This is a genomic window from Candidatus Filomicrobium marinum, from assembly GCF_000981545.1.
Taxonomy (GTDB): Bacteria; Pseudomonadota; Alphaproteobacteria; order Rhizobiales; family Hyphomicrobiaceae; genus Filomicrobium; species Filomicrobium insigne.
Genome location: NZ_LN829119.1, coordinates 1,311,693 through 1,332,432, shown reverse-complemented (window position 1 = coordinate 1,332,432; position 20,740 = coordinate 1,311,693). Strand labels below are relative to the sequence as shown.

Annotated in this window: 20 protein-coding genes and 1 tRNA gene; 12 read left to right on the top strand and 9 right to left on the bottom strand. The window is 58.3% G+C overall.

Going from position 1 to position 20,740, the window contains the following annotated elements; all coding sequences use genetic code 11:
• The first annotated feature begins 5 nt into the window (after positions 1-5).
• The gene (locus tag YBN1229_RS06385; RefSeq protein ID WP_046477436.1) at positions 6-1,403 is read left to right on the top strand and encodes a GH39 family glycosyl hydrolase; all 1,398 of its coding nucleotides are present in this window, start codon (positions 6-8) and stop codon (positions 1,401-1,403) included.
• Between the two features lie 86 nt (positions 1,404-1,489).
• A complete protein-coding gene (locus YBN1229_RS06380) occupies positions 1,490-2,050 on the top strand; it encodes an SPFH domain-containing protein (RefSeq protein ID WP_046477435.1) in 561 nt (186 codons plus the stop codon).
• On the opposite strand, the gene YBN1229_RS06375 is transcribed toward YBN1229_RS06380, so the two are convergent.
• The 3 genes from YBN1229_RS06375 to YBN1229_RS06365 form a co-directional block, all read right to left on the bottom strand.
• Positions 2,001-2,459, bottom strand: coding sequence for a DUF4102 domain-containing protein (locus tag YBN1229_RS06375; protein ID WP_244465059.1), 459 nt, complete (start codon positions 2,457-2,459; stop codon positions 2,001-2,003). The two genes, YBN1229_RS06380 and YBN1229_RS06375, sit on opposite strands and share 50 nt — an antisense overlap.
• Before the next feature lie 253 nt (positions 2,460-2,712).
• Positions 2,713-2,802 (bottom strand) — tRNA-Ser (locus tag YBN1229_RS06370).
• Positions 2,803-3,380: 578 nt separating this feature from the next.
• Positions 3,381-4,376: a hypothetical protein gene (locus YBN1229_RS06365; RefSeq protein ID WP_046477431.1), complete on the bottom strand. Its 996-nt coding sequence runs from the start codon at positions 4,374-4,376 to the stop codon at positions 3,381-3,383.
• A gap of 346 nt (positions 4,377-4,722) precedes the next feature.
• On the opposite strand from YBN1229_RS06365, the gene rplU reads away from it, so the two are divergent.
• From rplU to obgE, 4 genes are all read left to right on the top strand, one after another.
• Entirely contained in the window at positions 4,723-5,037 is a 315-nt protein-coding gene (gene rplU, locus YBN1229_RS06360; RefSeq protein WP_046477429.1) for a 50S ribosomal protein L21, read from the top strand.
• 54 nt (positions 5,038-5,091) lie between these two features.
• Entirely contained in the window at positions 5,092-5,367 is a 276-nt protein-coding gene (gene rpmA, locus YBN1229_RS06355) for a 50S ribosomal protein L27 (protein ID WP_046477427.1), read from the top strand.
• A gap of 153 nt (positions 5,368-5,520) precedes the next feature.
• Complete coding sequence (locus tag YBN1229_RS06350; protein WP_244465026.1) at positions 5,521-6,108, top strand: GNAT family N-acetyltransferase; 588 nt, start codon at positions 5,521-5,523, stop codon at positions 6,106-6,108.
• Positions 6,109-6,258: 150 nt separating this feature from the next.
• A complete protein-coding gene (obgE, locus tag YBN1229_RS06345; protein ID WP_046477426.1) occupies positions 6,259-7,290 on the top strand; it encodes a GTPase ObgE in 1,032 nt (343 codons plus the stop codon).
• A gap of 157 nt (positions 7,291-7,447) precedes the next feature.
• On the opposite strand, the gene YBN1229_RS06340 is transcribed toward obgE, so the two are convergent.
• Complete coding sequence (locus YBN1229_RS06340; RefSeq protein ID WP_046477424.1) at positions 7,448-7,813, bottom strand: PRC-barrel domain-containing protein; 366 nt, start codon at positions 7,811-7,813, stop codon at positions 7,448-7,450.
• 177 nt (positions 7,814-7,990) lie between these two features.
• Between YBN1229_RS06340 and proB the strand changes: the two genes are divergently transcribed.
• From proB to rlmH, 5 genes are all read left to right on the top strand, one after another.
• Positions 7,991-9,181 carry a glutamate 5-kinase gene (gene proB / locus YBN1229_RS06335; protein WP_046477422.1) on the top strand — a complete coding sequence of 397 codons (1,191 nt, stop codon included), beginning with the start codon at positions 7,991-7,993 and terminating at the stop codon, positions 9,179-9,181.
• 187 nt (positions 9,182-9,368) lie between these two features.
• Positions 9,369-10,664 (top strand): glutamate-5-semialdehyde dehydrogenase, encoded by a 1,296-nt coding sequence (locus YBN1229_RS06330; RefSeq protein WP_046477421.1) that lies wholly within the window; start codon positions 9,369-9,371, stop codon positions 10,662-10,664.
• Between the two features lies 1 nt (position 10,665).
• Complete coding sequence (locus YBN1229_RS06325; protein ID WP_244465025.1) at positions 10,666-11,355, top strand: nicotinate-nucleotide adenylyltransferase; 690 nt, start codon at positions 10,666-10,668, stop codon at positions 11,353-11,355.
• Between the two features lie 169 nt (positions 11,356-11,524).
• Positions 11,525-11,935 carry a ribosome silencing factor gene (gene rsfS / locus YBN1229_RS06320; RefSeq protein WP_046477419.1) on the top strand — a complete coding sequence of 137 codons (411 nt, stop codon included), beginning with the start codon at positions 11,525-11,527 and terminating at the stop codon, positions 11,933-11,935.
• A gap of 159 nt (positions 11,936-12,094) precedes the next feature.
• Entirely contained in the window at positions 12,095-12,577 is a 483-nt protein-coding gene (gene rlmH / locus YBN1229_RS06315) for a 23S rRNA (pseudouridine(1915)-N(3))-methyltransferase RlmH (RefSeq protein ID WP_046477416.1), read from the top strand.
• Between the two features lie 10 nt (positions 12,578-12,587).
• Here the strand turns inward: rlmH and YBN1229_RS06310 are convergent, their stop codons facing one another.
• From YBN1229_RS06310 to YBN1229_RS06295, 4 genes are all read right to left on the bottom strand, one after another.
• Positions 12,588-13,418, bottom strand: coding sequence for an SDR family NAD(P)-dependent oxidoreductase (locus YBN1229_RS06310; protein WP_244465058.1), 831 nt, complete (start codon positions 13,416-13,418; stop codon positions 12,588-12,590).
• On the bottom strand, positions 13,415-14,377 hold the full coding sequence (locus YBN1229_RS06305) for a cobalamin-binding protein (protein WP_046477414.1): 963 nt from the start codon (positions 14,375-14,377) through the stop codon (positions 13,415-13,417). Before YBN1229_RS06305 ends, YBN1229_RS06310 begins: the two co-directional genes overlap by 4 nt.
• Before the next feature lie 89 nt (positions 14,378-14,466).
• Entirely contained in the window at positions 14,467-16,146 is a 1,680-nt protein-coding gene (locus YBN1229_RS06300) for an acyl-CoA dehydrogenase family protein (RefSeq protein WP_046477413.1), read from the bottom strand.
• Positions 16,147-16,391: 245 nt separating this feature from the next.
• Positions 16,392-17,924 (bottom strand): hypothetical protein, encoded by a 1,533-nt coding sequence (locus YBN1229_RS06295; protein ID WP_052743749.1) that lies wholly within the window; start codon positions 17,922-17,924, stop codon positions 16,392-16,394.
• Between the two features lie 349 nt (positions 17,925-18,273).
• Here YBN1229_RS06295 and YBN1229_RS06290 point away from each other — a divergent pair, with 349 nt between their 5' ends.
• Positions 18,274-19,122 (top strand): YihY/virulence factor BrkB family protein, encoded by an 849-nt coding sequence (locus YBN1229_RS06290; protein WP_046477412.1) that lies wholly within the window; start codon positions 18,274-18,276, stop codon positions 19,120-19,122.
• Between the two features lie 90 nt (positions 19,123-19,212).
• On the opposite strand, the gene ccrA is transcribed toward YBN1229_RS06290, so the two are convergent.
• Positions 19,213-20,538, bottom strand: a complete 1,326-nt coding sequence (gene ccrA, locus YBN1229_RS06285) for a crotonyl-CoA carboxylase/reductase (RefSeq protein WP_082101240.1) — start codon at positions 20,536-20,538, stop codon at positions 19,213-19,215.
• Between the last annotated feature and the right edge of the window lie 202 nt (positions 20,539-20,740).

The following is a 20,740-nucleotide window of genomic DNA, read 5'->3' as shown; positions in this document are numbered from 1 at the left end:
CGTCGATGGCAGGGAAGGCCACAGCATCCGGGAGCAACGCGGCGGTGGAGGCCGATGCGCGTGCGGTTCCACCGGGCTGGCAGGTTAGCCGTCTGCGTTATGGGTTCAATGAGATCGACGGTTGGCCCGGGTTCGCATTCAGCGACAATCGCTCCGAAATTCAGCGCCGTCTCTCGTTGATGAATACCGAGATCATCCGCCTGTTCGTGTTTGACAAGCCGGTGCCCGATCCCTTCAAGCGATGGGACTTTTTTGCAGCTGTCGTCGATGCCGTGCTCGCCTGCGGTGCAAAACCGATGATCACGTTCGCAAAATTTGAACCTCCCCACCACGATCCGGTGCGCATCGAACGGTTCGTCAAGCGCGCCACCGAAATTGTCTGGAACTGTCTTGAGCAGTGGGGCGGAGAAGAGGTCAAAGACTGGTATTGGTGCGTCTGGAATGAACCCAACAACCCCGACGTCGGAGGCAATCTCTCCTACCGCGATTATCTGACGATCTACCGCGCCATTTCCGAGCCGGTCGTTGAGCTTTTGGCACCCCACACCAAGACCGCACGGGTAAACATCGGCGGCCCCTCTATCGACGGTACGCAGCGTGCGTATTGGCTCGACTGGATCGCACAATTGCTCGACGACATCGACGATGACCACCTCGCGTTTGTGAATTGGCACATGTACAGCGACTGGCGTCCTGCCGCGCCAGTCGAAACCGTCAAGGTCAAGCTTGTTGATGATCCAGCCTCACCCAACGGGCCTGTCTTCGAATCCCTGGTCATGGCGCGTACGCCCCAGTATGAGGCCCGCGCCCGATCCGTCGCGCGGTTGATTGGTGAGCGTGACATCCTCAATTTCTGCGGCGAACTCAACACGATCGCGCATCACGAGCATGAGTTTACCGGTGGGCTCAACCGCAATATTTTTGGAGCGGCCTATTACGCTTCCGCGATTTTGAACCTGATGCGCGGCAGCGCCGATCTCGAGATGCGTTGGACGGCGACGTCAAAGCATTGGTTCGGACGTGACGACGCCTACGGGCTCCTGACCAACGATGGCGTGCCGACTCCACCAGCTCTTGCCAAGCAGATCATCGCCCAGCATGTCAGACGGGGCGACCTGATCCACTTTCCGAGTCAGGACCCGGAGCTTTGCGGTATCGATGCCGTTGTCGCCCAAGGCGAAAATGGCCGGACGAGCGTGGTCCTCGTCAATACACATCCCACGACCCGGCGGATTGAGTTGCCCCGAATAGGCGGGGGCGCTGAACGTTGCCACGATGGATTACGATTGGATGCTGCGACAGGCGGACGAGTGACCCGCGTGCAAGCAGCGGACACGATCACGATTGAGGGCTATGGTCTCGCCATTCTGAGTGAGGATGCAAGCCGTACGATCATCGACTGATCGAATGAATGAGACTGCAGTTATTGACAGGCTGCTGACCGGTTCCATGCCGGGCAGGGCGAATTGGAAACCTACGGAGTAGACGCGTGGAGCGGGCATTCGGTTGGATTGGCGAGATTTTCCAAACCCTCATGAAGTTGTTTCCTTGGCTCGTGATTGTGCCGGCGACACATGAGGGAGTCGCTTTCGTTTGGGGCAGGCATATTCGGAGATGGAAGCCGGGGCTGCACTGGTACTGGCCGGTTGCAACTCAGTACAAGACGATCGCCGTCGTGCGCCAGACGCAGCTGATCCAGTCCAAAGTCGTCATGACAAAGGATATGCAGACGGTCATCGCAGGCGCGCTGGTGACGTATTACATCGACGACGTGATCGCCGCGCTGGCCCAGATCGCCGACCTCGCCTCCGACGTCATGGAGCGATCACAGGGCGCCATCTACGAGGTCATCAGCAAGCACACTTTGGAAGAGATCCAGGCGGATCGGCAAGCCTTCAAGGATAAACTTACCGAACGCTGCTGCGAGGCACTCGATGGCTACGGGGTTAAGATCATCCAGGTACAGTTGACCGAGTTTGCCCCAGCCCGGGCACTCGCCATCAACACACGAGGCGCCATAGGCCAATACGCCATGTGGACAGGATTCTGAACGACACTAGCGGCTCGGCTGTCACGATGGGCGCTGCTCCGGCCCAGATAGTGACACCCTCTGCGATGCACGAATGATATCTCTGCTTTGGGTGAGGGAGAAACTTTCGCAAGTAACGACGATGATGCGCCGCAAACCTGACATTCGAGCGAGCGTGGCGCCGGTTTCCGAGATACTCAAGGGCGATAGTCTTGAAGGTAGAATCTGCGGAAACCTTCTCAGCAAGCCTTTGACGCCTCCTCTGAACGCTTGGGTACAAGCCCCCCTCAGCCAGGAGTCGTTTGGCCGCGTCGCGGCCCTCTCGGGCTTTCTGTAGGGAAACTGTCGGATAACTGCCAAGTGCAAAGGTCTTTTGCTTGCCGGCGAAGCGATAGGCTAAGCGCCACAGCCGAGAGCCGTTGGTTTGCACCAACAAATGAAGCCCGCCGCCGTCCGAGAGCTTATAGGCCTATTCGCGTGGCTTGGCCGCGCGAATAGCAGTATCGGTAAGCGGCATCTGCCCCCTTGGTGTTGGTACTTCCGAAGCACCTACCAACAAAGATACCACCTATTTTTCTGAATGCCAGCGACCGCTCGTGAATTCCTGTGAACGGATAATGCCGGTATTTTCAGGCGTTATCGCCTCTGAAATGAACCCTGATGAACGTCCGTGAACTAGGTTCTGGCGGAGAGGGAGGGATTCGAACCCTCGATACCCTTGCGGGTATGCCGGTTTTCGAGACCGGTGCTTTCAACCACTCAGCCACCTCTCCGTACCGAATATGTATGACGGGAAAAATTGGCTCCGCCTACCCCCAAGGCCGCAGGCCCAAAATACCCGCGACCGCAGTCCCGCCGACGCAAAAAAACGATCCGGCAGGACGCGAGCTTGTAGCGTCTTGATCGCAGCGATGCAAGGGGGCGTATCCGATTGATGACACGCCTCAAACCGCTCGGCTTTGGACATAAGCACTAAGAATTCCGAAAGCGTCTGATGCGCACCTGCCCTTGCACAAGTCTTTGAAAATTGCGCGATTCGCAGTGCGTACATCGTTTCAAGGGACCCCGGCCAGCCCCTTGAAAACAAAACGAACACTGCTATCTTTGAATTGAGATTCAACAACGGGAAGGAGGTGATCCGATGTTAAGTGAGATCTTCGGACTGACGCGGTGGTCTGGGTTTGCGGGCACAGTGTCGGAGCAGCCTCCGGTTCTAAGCTAGCTGACCAGGATTTCTATCCGGACCGGCGTTTTCAGCCAGTCTCACGGAGGGGTCGCGGACACGCGGCCCCTTTCGCGTTTCTGGAGTTTGCCATGCGCTTCGTGTTGCACATCCAGGATATTGGTCTCATCACAGGGATAGTTGCAGAGGCATGGTCGCCGCGGCTTGCGCTTCATAGCCTTGGGCGATGAGACGCCCCTCAGTTGCATCAGCTTGCATCACCAGACGCGTCCGATCATTGAGCATCGGAGCAGCGAGCCAGCCAAAATCCGGCTTCAGATCTGCTGGAATTCGCGCCATCTGGCAGGCTCGGCCGGCGCTGTCCGTGCCGCGCGCGGTACCGTGCCAGCCAGCCGCTTGCCAATGGTTCGCCGCGATCTGGTCTCCCGTGTGCACACGGGCCTCTGTTTCAGTGCGCTCAATGATTGCGACCTCACGCGGCCCCAGACCGGAAAGCGCAAAAATGCCGGGAGATGCGATGGGGCGCTCCACTAACATCCGCTTTGCTTCGGTAAAGTCTTCCGCCGTTTCGAACACGTCGCGCAACACGTGTGCCGGCGTTGGATGGGGCATAAGCCAGACGCGTGCGCGATTGGCCGCCCAATCGACCGGGTAAAGTCCCACGGGCCGCCGCATGGGGGCCTGGTTGAGCGCTGCAGCAAAGCGTCCCTTGGCGACAGCCTGCAACACGCCGGTATAGCCGGGCCATGTCAGCGTGAGGAACGGCCCAGCAGCAGCCTCGACCTTTGCCGCGATGATGTGAGCGCCAAGCCCCGGCGTGCGCCAATCGAGCACACGGATGAGGCGGGCGCTGGCATTGTCCGGTGAGGGACACACGCGGACCGTGCAGCCCCATTCATAGTTGACCGACAAAAAGTAGGCCCCAGGCCTTCCGAGACGCACGGCGATGCGGTCAACCTCGGCCAAGTCATCGGCCTCTCGGCGCGCAATCCAACGACGCGATATCGAGTCCAGAACCTGCAGGACGCGATCGGGAGTCCGGCGCGTTGCCACATCAAGTAACGCGTGCGCCCTTTCTTCCTGACGGATAAGGGTCTCCCAGGGGAAGTCGGCCCCAACCTCGATAACCGGTATTTCAGGCAAGTCAGCCTCAGTTACGCGCATGTTTCCGCCTTCACTCCGACCCAGTTGGCCCACCCCTCGAGCATGTTCCCATCACTTGGCCGCTGTTATGTCCGCTAACGGCCTATGAGCCTCGAAATTGCCGGTCGTTATCGTTGACAAATGAGCACTCTTCTCTCATAAGACGTCGGTTCGCGGAGGGCATTAGCCTATCCGCGCAAGAGGCGCTGCCCGAGGCCCTCGCCAGCGATTTTTTTTCTCTGGCCCGCTTATGCGAATTAAGTCCGCCAAATTTGCCTGATAATTCAAGGCAATACGGTGGCGCCACAGGGCGCGGAAACCCAGCCGGACGCGGAAGCTGCCGGCGAAGAGATAAAGGCTTAATTCAATGTACGCAGTCATTAAGACGGGCGGCAAGCAATACCGTGTCGCTCAAAACGATATCCTGACTGTCGAAAAACTTTCTGGCGAAGCCGGAGCCACGATCGAATTTGACGAGGTTCTGATGGTCGGCGAAGGCGAAAGCGTCAAGGTCGGCGCGCCGCTGGTTGCAGGCGCAAAGGTTACCGCAGAACTGGTCGAGCAAACGCGCGGCCCTAAGGTCATCGCCTTCAAGAAGCGTCGGCGGAAGAATTCCCGGCGGAAGCGCGGTCATCGGCAGGACCTGTCGCTTATCCGTATCACCGGCATCACCGCCGCCTGATTGAACTACGCCCGCGCCCGATGCAGGGCGACAGACTAAGGAAGGACTTGAGCAATGGCACAAAAGAAAGCCGGCGGCTCGACGAAGAACGGTCGTGACTCGGAATCGAAACGCCTTGGCGTGAAGCGCTATGGCGGCGAGCAGGTTATCCCTGGCAACATCATTATCCGCCAGCGCGGCACCAAGTGGCATCCAGGCACCGGCGTCGGCATGGGCACGGATCATACGATCTTTGCCGTTGTCGAAGGTGCCGTTGAATTCCGCACGCGCGGCAATGGCCGAACCTATGTTTCGGTCAAGCCCAGCGAGGGTGTGGCCGCGGCGGAATGATGCGGCGTGCGAAAGCGGTCCGATCACATACGGTAAAATTCGAATAACCCAACAGGAGGCGCACCGCGTGCCTCCTGTTTTTATATTTTCAAGGATCTTGTTGAACGATCGGCGGCACGAACAGGCGCGCGGATCAATGAATACGAGAAGATCATGGTCGGTCGCTTGTGGCATTTGGTGATGAAGAGGATGCAGGGCAGTGAGATCAGGACCCGGCGCTTACGACTTCGGGAACTGACGCAAGCTGACGCACGGCGCATCGCCGAGATTGGCGCGGATTGGGATATCGCCAGCATGACCTCGCGCATGCCTTATCCCTACAGCGAGGCCGCAGCCGATCAATGGATCAACGGCATTCACGACAAGGAAGTCGTACGCGGCATCGCGCTCGATGGTCAGCTCATCGGAGTAACCGGATACCTACCGGACGAAGACGGACAGAGCGCTGAAATTGGGTACTGGCTCGGCAAATCCTACTGGGGCCAGGGCTATGCGACGGAAGCAGCTGCGGCTTTGATTGCTTATTGCTTTCGCCGCGAACGCTTTTCGCATGTTACGTGTGGACACTATATAGACAATCCAGCATCTGAACGGGTGATCGCCAAACTGGGCTTCACGCCGATCGGCCGCAACAGGTGCTGGTGCGAGGCGCGGAATGCAGAAGTCGACGCTTTGCGCTATGAACTCAAGCGGCCACAGACTGCGTGGCTGCGTTTCCAAGGACCATCGCGCGCCGCGTGAACGTCGGTCGTTGCCAGAATTGGCCAATGATGACACGGCCGTACTACACGGTGCCTAACTCGTCAGGATGGATCGCATTAGCTGACGGCGGCGCTGGACGCCTCCCCTTCTTCGCGATTCCTCGAAGCTCTAATTTTCAAAGACTCGACCATGAAATTCCTCGATCAGGCAAAAATCTATATTCAATCCGGTAAGGGCGGCGACGGGAGCATCTCGTTTCGCCGTGAAAAATTTATCGAATACGGCGGCCCGGATGGCGGCGACGGCGGACGCGGAGGCGATGTGTGGGTTGAGTGCGTCGAAAACCTCAACACGCTTATCGACTATCGGTATCAGCAGCACTTCAAGGCTCGCAACGGTACACCCGGTATGGGCCGGAACCGTTCCGGTCCTGCGGGAGATGACTGCGTCATCAAGGTTCCGCCCGGTACCGAGGTTCTCAGCGAGGACCAAGAGACGCTTATCGCTGACCTTCAAACGCCAGGCCAGCGCGCGCTGATCGCGCGAGGCGGCAATGGCGGTTTCGGTAATGCACACTTCAAGAGCCCGACCAACCAAGCTCCCCGCCACGCCAATCCAGGCCAGCCGGGACAGGAAATGACAATCTGGCTGCGCATGAAGCTTATTGCGGATGCGGGGCTCGTGGGCCTTCCCAATGCAGGAAAGTCAACGTTTCTAGCAGCTGTCTCCGCAGCCAAGCCCAAGATCGGTGCCTACCCGTTTACAACGCTTCATCCTAACCTCGGCGTCGTGCGCGCAGGTGACTTCGATTTTGTGCTTGCCGATATTCCAGGGCTGATTGAAGGCGCAAGTGAAGGTGCCGGATTGGGAACGCGTTTTCTCGGCCATGTCGAACGCACGAGCGTCATATTGCATCTTATCGATGCGACGCAGGAAGATGTCGCGACCGCATACGAAACGGTGCGCGGCGAACTCGAAGCGTACGGTGCGGACCTAGATGAAAAAGAAGAAATCATCGCACTGACGAAAATCGATGCGATTGGGGACGATGAGCTGAAGGAACGATCGCACGCCTTGGAGGCGGCTTGCGGAAAGCTACCACTCTTGCTTTCTGCCGTGTCTGGGAGCGGTGTTAAAGAAGCACTGTTCGCGCTGGCTCGCGTGATCGAACGATCTCGAGATGAAAATTCCAACGTGCCGGCAGAGCCGTGGCGCCCTTAGATTTAGCAATCCGATAGAGAGCGGCTGGCTCTATCCGAGCCAGCCGAAGAGGTTCAGCAGAATGATTATCGAGATCGGGACCCCGAGCAGATAAAGGATAACGCTGCGCATTTGCTTTCTCTTTCTTATTTTTGGCTCATGCTCTCAACGAACGGCGTTAGTGCCAATCGGTTTTCACGCGGTAATAATCGTAAGCCTCTTTACGGGCTTGCATACCGTCATCCGCGATCAAGTCTTCCATGTCGTAGACCGGCGCTTTTTCCAAAACCTCGCGCGTTAGCGGCACGACATAGCCCCCCTTGTCTTCCTGGAAATCCAGCAGCGCCCACGGAACAGCGTGATATTTCTCACCGATACCAAGAAATCCGCCGAAGCTAATCACGGCGAACATGATGCGTGGGGATAGTTTATCCAGGACAATATCCTCAATAGTCCCAATCTTTTCTCCACCTGTATTGTAGACATTAGTCCCAACAACACGCGAAGACTTTATTGCAATGGTATGCCCAGAAGGTGTTGGCATAATTTTTCTCCTCAGACGCACATCTAACCTTTGCTCCATAACCACTAGACATGGCATTATGTTCCATCGATCGCAGGCGGGTTGCGCCCCTCTGCTCACGTGTTTCCTTCAGCGCTCTGCCCAAAATGATGAAACTCTGCTATGGGCGGTGCCTGCACCAACGATAAGAAATAGACGATGTCCCTGCCCAGCGAAGCTGAACTCCCTGCCGTAAAAGCACGCCAAGAATGGCGTGACGCCCGACGCATCGTGGTCAAGATCGGCTCGGCGTTGTTGACCAATCAGCAGACCGGCCGGCTCAAGGCCGAGTGGCTCGCTTCTCTGATCGAGGACATTGCCGCGCTCAGAGGCGAAGGGCGCGATGTTGTCCTTGTCTCCTCCGGCGCCATTGCGTTGGGACGGCACGCATTGAAACTGCCTAAAGGCTCTCTGGAGCTTGAAGAGAGCCAAGCGGCGGCGGCCGTTGGGCAGATCTCACTCGCGCATGCCTACCAGGAGCTCGCCAACAGTCACGGTCTGACCGCGGCGCAGATCTTATTGACGCTCGGAGATACGGAAGAACGACGACGCTATCTCAATGCGCGCAATACGCTGCAGACGTTATTGCAGCTCGGCGCTGTGCCGGTCGTCAACGAGAATGACACTGTCGCCACCAACGAGATTCGATACGGTGACAACGATCGTCTTTCCGCGCGTGTCGCCTCGATGGTCTCGGCAGATTGCTTGGTTCTGTTGTCGGATGTCGACGGATTGTACACTGCGCCACCCGGCTCGAGTTCCGAAGCGCGTCGGCTCGACATCGTCACGGAGATCACACGCGAGATTGAAGCCATGGCAGGCGACGCCGGGACCGAACTTTCCAAGGGTGGGATGAAGACCAAAATTGAGGCCGCGAAGATCGCCCGCGCAGCCGGCTGTCACCTGGTCATCGCCTCTGGCAAAGAGGATCATCCATTGCGGCAACTGAGCGAGGGAGGTCCGTGCACGTGGTTCCTGGCTCCTTCCGACCCGGTGACGGCAAAGAAGCGTTGGATATCCGGGCAACTCGAAGCCAGAGGCGAAGTCGTGATCGACGCGGGTGCGGAACGCGCGTTGATGAAGGGCAAGAGCCTACTGCCAGCTGGTGTTGTAAGGGTCGTCGGAGATTTTGACCGCGGCGACTGCGTCATTATCCGCTCTGAGGATGGCCACGAACTGGGCCGGGGCCTCATCGCTTACGCCCGCGGGGATGCCGAGCGCATCATTGGCAAGAAGACAAGTGAAATCACGGCGATCTTAGGCTATCTCGGTCGTGACGAACTTTTGCATCGCGACGACATGTCGTTACATCGCTCCGCAACAAAACCATCCGGCTCCAACCCATTGTGAGCGCAGCGGGCCTGCCCATGTTAGGCTTTTGCTGCCGCACTCACCCGACAGCCCCGTCCACGGCTTCAAAAAGTCTTGACCAAAATATTGGGAATGTCGGCTCAGAAACTTTATACGGCCAAGAGAACTTAATAAGCTTCCCGCTCAGCCTCATCTCGCTGGATGCGACAACAACGGAAACAATGCGATGACGGCAGCCGTTCATGCCCTAATCAACGACAACAAGATCGAAGCCGCGATGTTGGAGATCGGTCAAGCTGCGCGGCGCGCGGCGGCCGAGCTTGCCGTTGCCGAGCCGGGGCAGAAGGACCAAGCGTTGCGCGTTGCCGCTCAGGAGCTGCGTCACCATACAAGCGGGATCATCGAAGCCAACCGCCGCGACCTTGAAGCCGCTGAAGAAGCCGGCAAGAGCGGTGCCTATCTTGATCGGCTTATGCTCGATCCTGACCGTATAGAAGCCATCGCATCTGGTCTTGAGACCATTGCCGCGCTTGAAGATCCTGTCGGAAAAACAATCGCAGAATGGCAGCGCCCGAATGGGCTGGATATCTCGCGCGTGCGCACGCCAATCGGCGTTATCGGCATTATCTACGAAAGCCGCCCAAACGTTACCGCCGACGCCGGTGCGCTGAGTCTGAAATCCGGCAATGCCGCCATTTTACGCGGCGGGTCAGATAGCCATCATTCAAGCGTAGCGATCCTCACCTGTCTTACGCATGGTCTGCGTAGTGCAGGCTTGCCGGCCGATGCTATCCAGCTCGTGCCGACCACGGATCGTGAAGCCGTTGGACATATGTTGAAAGGGCTTGGCGGAACGCTTGACCTGATCGTTCCGCGCGGCGGTAAGAGCCTCGTCGCGCGCGTCCAAGAAGAGGCGCGTGTTCCGGTTTTCGCGCATTTGGAAGGGATCTGCCACACCTACGTCGATCGCGGAGCAGACATCGACATGGCCGTTGAGATCATCCTCAATGCCAAGCTGCGGCGTACGGGCGTGTGCGGCGCCACCGAAACACTTCTTGTCGATCGGAACGCCGATGACGATTACTTATCGCCTCTCGTGAAAGCACTGTTGGACGCCGGGTGCGAGGTTCGCGGTGATGCTGCCGCGCAAGCGGCGGACGAACGCGTCGTGGCGGCGACGGACGAGGATTGGGGGCAGGAGTTTCTCGATTCCATCATCGCAGTCAAAACCGTTGATGGGGTGGATGGCGCGATTGCACACATTGCTCGCTATAGCTCGCAACACACAGATAGCATCATCACAGAGTGTCACGGAACGGCGGAACGTTTCTTGAAACGCGTTGATTCCGCGATCGTTATGCACAACGCCTCGACGCAGTTCGCGGATGGCGGCGAGTTCGGCATGGGCGCGGAGATCGGCATCGCCACCGGGCGCATGCATGCGCGCGGGCCGGTCGGCGTCGAGCAGCTCACGACGTTCAAGTACGTTGTGCGCGGCAGCGGCCAAACGAGACCGAAGTAACGTGGCGCATAAATCTCAGCCGCACAGCTTTGGATCGATCGGGGTCCGAACACCTCTGGTCGTACCAGGCCAGCGCATCGGCGTCATGGGCGGATCGTTCAATCCTCCGCATGAAGGTCATCTCATTGTTGCGCGAACAGCATTGAAGCGGCTCCAGCTCGATTGGCTCTGGTGGCTTGTGACGCCAGGCAATCCGCTCAAGACGCACGATGATCTTGCGCCGCTTAACGCACGAATGTCAGCAATCCGTGCCATGACATCCGATCCGCGGATGGTGCTCACGAGCTTCGAGGATCAATTAGCTACGCCCTACACAGCAGCGACGCTGGCGTTTCTCAAACTACGCTACGCGAGCGCGCGCTTCGTTTGGATCATGGGGGCGGATAATCTCGCCACGTTTCACCGTTGGCAGAGATGGCGCGACGTTGCGACGGCCATGCCGTTTGCAGTGGTCGATCGACCGGGATGGCGCCTTCGCGCATTAGCCTCCCCAGCGGCACGCATTCTCGAAAAATACCGTATCGATGAGGCCCATGCTTCGGAACTGCCGCTGTGCCAGCCTCCGGCCTGGACTTTCTTAACCACGCGGCTCAGCCCCCTGTCTTCGACCGAATTACGGTCTCGTAGACTCGCAATTGTTGCAGAAAAGCCTCGACCAGACATTGAAACTGTAAAAATAGCAGCAATATAAATCGCGCATAGGTGTTGATCCGTATCGCAGGTCAAGTCTATTCTTGATGAGTGCAACGGCACTTGTTCTACTTCGACGCAATTGAGCGATGGACAAATGCCGGCGATGCCGGATCCATTGCTTGGAACGAACCCAATTGGTTCGATGACGAGAGGACGACCACTACAAGATGCGAACTGCGCATGAAGCGGCCAACAATGGCAAGCTTCCTTCCGAGGTTCCGCCCGAACGGCACACCTCGGCTTCACTGCTGAAGCAGATCGTCCACTGGCTGGACGAAGCAAAGGCAGAGGACATCGTCACCATCGATCTCGCTGGCAAGACGTCCATCGGGGACTACATGGTGATCGCGTCCGGCGGTACCGACCGACACGTTGGTGCCATCGCCGACATGCTCCAGGAAAAGATGAAATCAGCCGGCGAAGGCCGTGTGCGTGTCGAGGGGTTAGAGACCTGTGACTGGGTCCTGATCGACACGGGTGATATCATCGTCCACGTTTTCCGTCCTGAGGTTCGTGATTTCTACAACCTCGAGAAAATGTGGTCTGTCGAACGTCCGGGCGAAGCGATCTCCCACTGATCGCTTCAGGTCCCTGGCGCGTTCTCACGCATTGCTAGCCGCCATCCGCGGGATGGCGGTGTGGGTTCTGTTATCCGCCGAACCACTTTTGCTAGACTGATTTAAAAGCTGCCGACATGTTGGCTGCGCGTCATCGCATTCTCCGACCCAAGGCTTCTCATGCGCCTGTCGATTGTTGCCATCGGCCGCCTCAAGGACGGGCCCGAACGTCAACTCATGGCGCGCTATGCCACGCTCCTCGACGGTCTTGGCCGCGGTTGCGGCATAGGTCCGTTGACAGTTACAGAGCTTCCCGAGGCGCGGGGCGGCGATGTTGCCAAGCGAACTTCTGACGAAGCGCAACGCCTTCTGAAAGCCGCGGGAGCGGCCGATGTGATCGTACTGCTCGATGAACGCGGGAAAGCGATATCGAGCCTGCAGCTTGCACAATCGATTCGGGAAGATCGCGACGGGGGCGTTAAATCGATTGCATTCCTGATTGGCGGGGCTGATGGCCACGGTGACGAAGCCAAAGCTGCCGCACATCGACGCTTATCTCTGTCGACGTTGACGCTTCCGCACGGACTGGCACGCATCGTACTTACAGAACAGCTTTATCGCGCCGCGAGCATTGTCGCCGGACACCCCTATCACCGCGAATAACATTGTTTCGTCAGTTGTTGCGCAGGACGCGATCCAGCAAAATGGTCGGCAAGGCGCGACGCAAGACGTTTGCGATGTATGTCGGCGTGGTCACAAAGTATCTCGCCTTGGGACGTGACGCCTCGACCGCATGCACGAGCTTCGCCGCAACCGCCTCGGGCTCAAGCTTGAAGGTCTGCTTCCCGCCAGCCTCCATTTCTTCTAGGCGACGCCTGTAATCCTCCGCGTAGGGAGACCGATCGATATCGATCGAGGCCTTAAAACGGCGCAGTGCGGTTTCGACGAAGCGCGTCCGTATCGGGCCCGGCTCTATAAGCGAGACATGAATACCTGAATCTTTGAGCTCAAGACGCAACGCGTCGGTGAGCCCTTCCAATGCGAATTTTGATGCGCAGTAGGCGCCGCGATACGGCGCTGCGACGAGTCCTAGCACCGACGAACACTGCACAATGCGTCCACGGCCACGTGCACGCATGTGAGGAAGGATGGTGCGCGTCAGTTCGTGAGTTCCAAACAGGTTCACCTCGAACTGCTCACGCAGCAGCGCGGCGGGTAAATCTTCAACGGCGCCTACTTGTCCAAAAGCGGCGTTATTGAAAAGCGCATACAGATCGCCCCCGGTCATATCCATGGCCTGTCTAGCGCAGGTCTGAACAGATCCCTCGTCCCCAAGTTCCAAGGGAATGGGTTCCAAGCCGTGGTCCTGTTTCAGGCGGTCGAGATCGGCTCGTTGTCGCGCGGTGGCGAGCACGCGCCAACCGCGCGCTTTGAGCACCAGCGCGCTCGCCAAGCCAATGCCGGAAGAGCAGCCGGTTATCAGTATCGATCGTTGCGTCATTATTGCTTTACGCCATGAGCTGAGGCGACTTCTGCGTTGTGACGCACGAACGACCGATCCCGATGTCCGTAGGCGCAAATGTCGGAATGAAGGATCTCGGCCACTATCTCCGTGCTTTCGACAAGACGGGGGCCGGGACGGTTGAAGTACGCATTGCCATCGGCCACGAAAACACGCCCTTCGCGAACGGCACGCAATCCTTTCCAAACCTCGTTGTCTTCAAGGACAGCCATTTCACGCAGGGTCGTTGGAACGTCGTAACCGCAGGGCGAAACGAGAATTATGTCGGGATCGGCATCGGCCGCATCGGACCACGCGATCCATGGCGAGTTCGCACCGTGCTCGCCAAAGAGATTGATCCCTCCGGCTGCTTCGATCAGTTCGGGCATCCAGTGGCCACCCGACATCGGCGGATCAATCCATTCGATATACGCGAGCGTTGGACGCTGGCGTCTCGCGACGACGGATGAGACCTCGGCGATGCGTTGCATCATGCTGGCCACCAACGTCGCGCCAACGTCTGCGCATCCGAGTGCTGCCGCGACTTTGCGAATGTCCGCGTAGATGTCCGCCATCGTATGCGGGCGGAGCGACAAGATCTGGGGTTTACTGCCAATCCAGGTACATACAGCGCGCTCAACATCGGCCAACGACACCGCACACACTTCGCACTGATCCTGGGTGAGGATCACATCGGGGTCCAAAGTTTGCAGTGCGTCGGCATCCACCTCGTAGACGGCAAGACCCTGCTCGACGAGGTTGCGAACGGCGTTATCGATTTGGCGGCTTGAGCCCTCGACCTTAAATTTTGGCCGTGTCACCGCGGGAAGGTTTTGAACGGTGGGCGGCCAATCGCACTCGTGCGATCGCGCGACATGCAAATGCCCCATGCCCAGCGCGTGTACGATTTCGGTCGTGCTTGCGATCAGGGAAACAACGCGAGGCCGCTCATGATCGTGCATCGCTCACTCCGATGATCGGTGCGCATGTCTCGACGGACGATCGGTGCCGCACAAGACTGCAGCACCGGATCTGTGCGTTTGAAGTTTTGTTAGTTTGCCCCTTCCAGGAGGCGGCGCGCAATGACCTGTGCCTGAATTTCGGCAGCGCCTTCGAAAATGTTCAGGATGCGGGCATCACACAGGACGCGAGAAATCGGATACTCGAGCGCGAAACCGTTGCCCCCGTGGATTTGCAGCGCGTTATCGGCTGCAGCCCACGCAACACGTGCACCGAGCAGCTTGGCCATGCCGGCCTCGAGATCGCAGCGGTGTCCCTGGTCCTTCTCACGCGCGGCGAAGTAGGTGAGCTGACGCGCGACCATGACCTCAACGGCCATCATGACGATCTTATTGGCCACGCGCGGGAATGAGTAGATCGGCTTGCCGAACTGATTGCGTTCCAGCGCATAGCGAAGGCCGAGATCCATCGCCGACTGAGCGACGCCGACTGCGCGTGCTGCGGTCTGAATGCGTGCTCCTTCGAAAGTGTTCATGAGCTGTTTGAAGCCCTGGCCTTCGACGCCGCCCAGGAGTTGGCTCTCCGGTACCGCGAAATCGTCGAAGGAGATGTCGTACTCCTTCATGCCGCGATAGCCGAGAACCTCAATCTCACCGCCGGTCATGCCGTCCGCAGGGAATGGATTGTCGTCCGATCCGCGTGGCTTCTCCACAAGAAGCATCGAGAGGCCCCTGTAGCCTTTCTCATCGGGATTTGTGCGGACGAGAAGGGTCATAAGGTCTGCGCGTACCGGATGCGTGATCCACGTCTTCTGTCCGGTGACCTTGTATGTGTCGCCGTTTTTCACTGCACGCGTTCTCAAGGACGCGAGATCAGAGCCGGTGTTGGGCTCGGTGAACACGGCGGTCGGAAGGATTTCGCCGGAAGCGATCTTGGGCAGATATTCCTGCTTCTGAGCGTCCGTCCCATTGTGCAGGATAAGTTCACCAGCAATCTCAGAGCGCGTGCCGAGCGAGCCGACGCCGATGTAGCCACGAGACAGTTCTTCAGAGACCACGCACATGGCCTCCTTGCCGAGGCCCAAGCCGCCCAGCTCTTCAGGGATGGTCAGGCCGAAGACACCCAATTCTGACAGCTTCGTGATGAGATCCAGCGGAATGTACTCGTTGTTGAGGTGCCATTCGTGCGCATGTGGGACGACTTCGGCTTCCGAGAAGCGGCGCATCTGCTCGTGCATCTCAACAAGAAGTTCATCGAGCCCGGAATCGCCGAACGTCGTCGCGCCCTGCTGATCCGCGATCAAAGTGGCGAGGCGGGATTTCACCTGCTCGCTGGAGCCGACAGCAACGAGGTCCGCGACCGCATCTTCAAAGGCACGGATTTCGTCGCGCGCGACGCCCAAGGCTTCCGGCCGGATGATCTCCACCTGGCTCATGGGAATACCGCCGGCGATTTGCGCGCAGTATTCGCTCAGCGCCGCGACCAGCAGCAGCTTCTCCATCTCGCCGTAGCGGCCTTCGCCGTTCAGCCGCTCCGCCCAGGCTGTCATCTGGCGCAGCCCTTCGACGGTGGTTGCGAGCCACGCCAGGCCATGAGCGACGTGCTGGGCGGCGTCGACGCCGCCAACCTCTTCAACGCGAGCCCGGACGCCTGTTTTGGCGAGGGTCAGGATGTGTTCGGCCTTGCCGACTGCATCACGCGCGCGCCCAAACAGGGTGTCCGGGTCGGCCGCCAAAAGGTCGGACACAGGCGAGAGCTCTGCAGTGGTCATAGGCGATCATCCCCTTCTTGAATTTTTAAAATTTGGCAATTGGCTCCGCGCCGCTCCTCATTCAGGAGTGGCGAGCCCGCGCGAGAACACGCATAAAGCCGTGCTTCGCTGCATAGCAGCATAAGCAGCCCACGTTCCGTGGCAAACGTCTTTTGCCATACGGGTTGGCATACAGGGGGCGTCGAACTGTCCCATGTGGCAGCTGGAGACGATCAAGGAGTGCCGTGGTCTTAAGGCATGCCAGATCAGCGGCGTTGCAAAACCCGCAGAAGCCGGGATAGTGCCGGCGCTGGCGTGTCTACCGCTGACTGCAATCGGCTAGCGGCATGCTGGACGGGCCCTACACCTGGAAACGGCGGCGAACGCGGCACGATCTCAACCGCGGCCTCTTCTATCGGTTCCCAATCTGATGGATTGCGCAGGAGCGGACCATCGGCGTGCGCCCATCGTTTGGCGGGTCGTTCTGTTGGCATTCTGCGTACACGCGGGGCCGGTTGCGCACGCGAAATGATGCTGACACCCTCGTCAGTGTCCTCCTCGTATGCCTCATAGTCTTGACGCGGATATTGATCTGCCAATTCCGCGAAATACTCAGGCAATGGCGGCGGCTGGATGTGCTCGATTTCGGCCGGTTGAAGATGCGCCGTGGATGCAGACGCGAGCGGCGGTGGCTGAGGGAGGGGTGGGGGCGTTACCTCGGAAACCACCGGATTCGCTGGTGTTGATTGAGCGGAGCCATCGGCCGGGAACTGAACAGGCGGCGGAGCAGGGTGCAGGGACGCGGTTTCTCCCGCTTTCACCCGTCGGGCATAGGCTGTAGCACAGCCTGTCGCCAAAACGGCCGCCTGTTCGATCCACTGTTCACGCGAGATGCGATTGCCGAGGCCAAAGCGCACGCTGACCATCGCAACCTGATCCACCGTGAAGTGGGCAATGTCCGAGAATTTGAGTATTCCCAATGAATTCAGGTTGGTCGCCACTTTATCGTCAATGAACGCAATGTGGCGCAGGTCATCGCCCGTTTCGTCAACGATGGGCAGAAACGCTGGAGGTGCGCTCGGCACGGGCGCGTCTGGTTGAAATGTCTCTGCCTCCTCCGCGCTGGTTAGTTCGACCGGAGAGGGAATATTGGGCAGCGGCAGCGCTTTCGCTTGGCAAACCAAGCGCGCTAAAGCGTCGTCAATTCTATCAACCGGCTGAGGGGCTGCGGTTGTATGGAGGTGCGCTTTTGAAAGCGGTTTGGCGATTGCACGGCCATTCCTTATCGCCAGAAGCGCCGCCTGCTCGATCCAATTCTGGCGGGAGATCGTGTTGCCCAGATTGAGGGCCTCCGCGACGGTGGCGACATCGTCCGCGCTCCAGGCCGCGATCTTCTCATAGGCCGTGGCCCCTAAAGCCGTCAGGTGCGTGGCAATGCCCGGTGTGATGCCGCGGATCCGCGTGAGGTCATCCGGTTCGATCACAGGAAGATCAAAGCTGGGCTGGAAAGGCTCGTCGGCGGCAGAACGATCAGCCCGGGCGGTGTCCGCCTGCAATAGATCTAAGGCTTCGAGAATGCGCGCACGTGCCAGGAATAAGGAGTTGCCCTTGAGTGAGTTGCATACACCTTCCGGCAAACCCGCTTCCGCGGCGCCATCCAGTTTCGCCGTCATGTTGCGGCCGGTACGCTTTTCAAAATCCCTTAGAGCCTGCCAGTCGGAATCGGCCGACAACAACTCTTCAAGGTTTGCAAGGTCACGCGCCAACGCTCCGCGCGCTTGGGCAAGATCTGAAGACATCGTTACTCAACTCCAAGGCCTACCCAATCGAACGATCTGGCGACGCGGCGTTTCGACCGGGCATTCCATGAACGATGAACAAACGCGTCAAACTCGTCCGGCAGATGTACCACAACCTATAATCAGTCTTTGGCACCAATGCCTTCCGTCATTGAGTTTAAACACTGACAGAGTTAAGCGTCTATTACGGCAATGCTACGGCGCAGGCCTTTGCATTACTTTATTTGCGTCAGTATAGGCCCGGCGGCTGCGTGATGGTCATTTTTCGACCATCACCGAATGGTTTGCCGCGAGAAATTCGGTAGCTTCGACGGTTCGAATTGATGACGAGATAGACGTTAGAAACGAGATGCAGCAGCACCAGCCATTCCTCAAAGCAATCTACGAGCTCTACGAGCACTCCGGCTTCTCGATGGCTGGCGCGGTGGCGTTTTCGTTCGTCGTATCTCTGTTTCCATTTTGCATCTTCTTAACCGGGCTTGCCGGTTTGATCGGCAGCCCGGAACTCGCGGGCAAGGCCGTCACGCAACTCTTTCAGGTTCTGCCACGAGACGTTGCCCAGGCCCTAGCTCCGCAGGTGGTTTCAATCATGAGCTCAACCCGGATCGACTTGCTCACCGTCGGTGGCGGTATCGCGCTGTTCTTCGCCACCAGCGCAATTGAAACGCTACGTGCAGCTCTGAACGGCGCCTACCGTGTACGCGAGACTCTCACCTATCCACTGTGCTTGCTGCGCAGCATGCTTTTCGTGCTGATCCTGGCGCTTTCGATGCTTGTTCTGACCTGGGCCGTTATCGTAGGCCCTGCCGTTGCTGCGCGGTTCGAGCCGTCTTGGGTGAAATCGCTGCTCGACTCGACCTGGTTGGCGGTGGGTTTTCGCTATGGGCTTGCGGCTATCGTCATCGCGACGCAATTGTTGGCGCTGCATTTGTGGCTTGTTGCCGGAGAGCGCAGTCTTGCCGATGTCCTACCCGGCATCTTGTTATCGACGCTGCTTTGGATCGGCGCCGGCGCGATGTACTCGTATTATTTGGAGTTCAGCGACTACAGCCGGTTTTATGCCGGGCTCTCGCAATTGATGGTGGCGATGATCTTTTTCCAGGTCACCGCAGTCATCATTATTCTCGGCGCAGAGCTAAACCGCGGGCTGATCGAGCTACGGAAGCTCTCGGCGAACGGCGAAACGATCACGTCTTAAAATAGTTTAATGAATAATACCGCAAAGGGCTAAAACCCTCAGCCCTTCACGGTGGCGTAGCGGCCAGAGCCGGCCGCTACTTTCAACTCGTCAACCGAAACGCGATTTTCCGGCTTCGATGACGTCTTCGAGCGTGCGCAGCCCCGTTGTCGGCGCCGACACGAGAACCGCCATGTTGCCTGGCTTATGCTCATTCCGGTACATGCGCATGTGCGCCTTCGGAATCTGAAGCCACGGGAAGACCTCAGACATGCTGGGGTCGACGCGACGCTCAATCACCAATCGGTTCGCCTGAGACGCCTGTTTCAGGTTTGCGAAGTGCGAACCCTGGACGCGCTTTTGATGCATCCACAAATAGCGGGCATCCATAGTCAGGTTATAGCCCGTCGTACCAGCACAGATGACGACCATGCCGCCGCGCTTTACGACGAAGACGGAGACCGGGAAGGTCGCTTCGCCGGGGTGCTCGAAGACGGTGTCGACGTTATTGCCCTTGCCGGTGATATCCCAGATGGCCTTACCGAAGTTGCGAACTTCCTTGAACCATTCAGCATATTCGGGGCTGTTGACCTTTGGCAGCTGGCCCCAACAGTTGAAGTTCTTGCGGTTGATGACACCTTTGGCGCCGTGTTGCATAACGAAATCACGCTTGTCGTCCTCAGAGACGATGCCAATGGCATTAGCCCCCGCGGTCGCGCAGAGCTGAACCGCCATCGAACCCAGGCCGCCAGAGGCCCCCCAGATCAGAACGTTATCGCCTGGCCGCGTGATATGCGGACGGTGGCCGAAGAGCATGCGATAGGCAGTGGCGAGAACCAGCGTGTAGCAGGCACTTTCTTCCCAAGTCAGATGCTTGGGACGCGGCAAAAGCTGCCGATCCTGGACGCGGGCGAACTGAGCAAACGAGCCATCTGGCGTTTCGTAACCCCAAATGCGCTGGGAAGGCGAAAACATCGGATCGCCGCCATTGCACTCCTCGTCGTCACCGTCATCCTGGTTGCAATGAATGACGACTTCGTCGCCGACTTTCCAGCGGGTAACCTTCGAGCCGACGGCCCACACGATGCCCGAGGCATCGGAACCGGCGATGTGGTAAGGGTTCTTGTGGACATCGAACATCGAGACCGGCGTGCCGAGCGAAGCCCAGACACCATTGTAATTCACGCCGGCGGCCATGACGAGAATGAGCACATCATGGCTATCAAGTTCCCATGTCGGAACTACTTCGACCTGCATCGCAACGTCCGGCGTACCCTCGCGGTCGCGGCGGATGCACCAGGCATACATCTCCTTCGGCACATGACCGAGCGGCGGGATCTCGCCAACTTCATAAAGGTCTTTCTTGGCCGCTAAGATCGCAGGTGCCCCAGTATTGGTTCCCTTGTTATTGTTTTCTGCGGCGCCTTGAGCTGACATGTCGATCTTTTCTCCTTGTGCTGTCATCCGCTGCACTTGTTGTTAATGTGCGTTGCAACATATGGGCGCATAATTCAGCGTGGCTGGCAAGAGCCGGGTGCCTCCGTTTTCAGCAACGATTTAGCCTTCCTAATTGAGCAAAGAGCTTCAGCCCACAGTTTTTTTAGTCGCTGAAATCTGGCATATTGAACACCATTAACCC

Bases quoted from the DNA above. Each gene is read 5' to 3' on its own strand.
- YBN1229_RS06305 (WP_046477414.1), bottom strand. From the start codon at position 14,377: ATGCACGATCATGAGCGGCCTCGCGTTGTTTCCCTGATCGCAAGCACG.
- YBN1229_RS06295 (WP_052743749.1), bottom strand. From the start codon at position 17,924: ATGTCTTCAGATCTTGCCCAAGCGCGCGGAGCGTTGGCGCGTGACCTT.
- YBN1229_RS06385 (WP_046477436.1), top strand. From the start codon at position 6: ATGGCAGGGAAGGCCACAGCATCCGGGAGCAACGCGGCGGTGGAGGCC.
- YBN1229_RS06290 (WP_046477412.1), top strand. From the start codon at position 18,274: ATGCAGCAGCACCAGCCATTCCTCAAAGCAATCTACGAGCTCTACGAG.
- YBN1229_RS06365 (WP_046477431.1), bottom strand. From the start codon at position 4,376: ATGCGCGTAACTGAGGCTGACTTGCCTGAAATACCGGTTATCGAGGTT.
- rplU (WP_046477429.1), top strand. From the start codon at position 4,723: ATGTACGCAGTCATTAAGACGGGCGGCAAGCAATACCGTGTCGCTCAA.
- rsfS (WP_046477419.1), top strand. From the start codon at position 11,525: ATGCGAACTGCGCATGAAGCGGCCAACAATGGCAAGCTTCCTTCCGAG.
- YBN1229_RS06340 (WP_046477424.1), bottom strand. From the start codon at position 7,813: ATGCCAACACCTTCTGGGCATACCATTGCAATAAAGTCTTCGCGTGTT.
- YBN1229_RS06300 (WP_046477413.1), bottom strand. From the start codon at position 16,146: ATGACCACTGCAGAGCTCTCGCCTGTGTCCGACCTTTTGGCGGCCGAC.
- rlmH (WP_046477416.1), top strand. From the start codon at position 12,095: ATGCGCCTGTCGATTGTTGCCATCGGCCGCCTCAAGGACGGGCCCGAA.
- YBN1229_RS06350 (WP_244465026.1), top strand. From the start codon at position 5,521: ATGGTCGGTCGCTTGTGGCATTTGGTGATGAAGAGGATGCAGGGCAGT.
- ccrA (WP_082101240.1), bottom strand. From the start codon at position 20,538: ATGTCAGCTCAAGGCGCCGCAGAAAACAATAACAAGGGAACCAATACT.
- proB (WP_046477422.1), top strand. From the start codon at position 7,991: ATGTCCCTGCCCAGCGAAGCTGAACTCCCTGCCGTAAAAGCACGCCAA.
- obgE (WP_046477426.1), top strand. From the start codon at position 6,259: ATGAAATTCCTCGATCAGGCAAAAATCTATATTCAATCCGGTAAGGGC.
- rpmA (WP_046477427.1), top strand. From the start codon at position 5,092: ATGGCACAAAAGAAAGCCGGCGGCTCGACGAAGAACGGTCGTGACTCG.
- YBN1229_RS06330 (WP_046477421.1), top strand. From the start codon at position 9,369: ATGACGGCAGCCGTTCATGCCCTAATCAACGACAACAAGATCGAAGCC.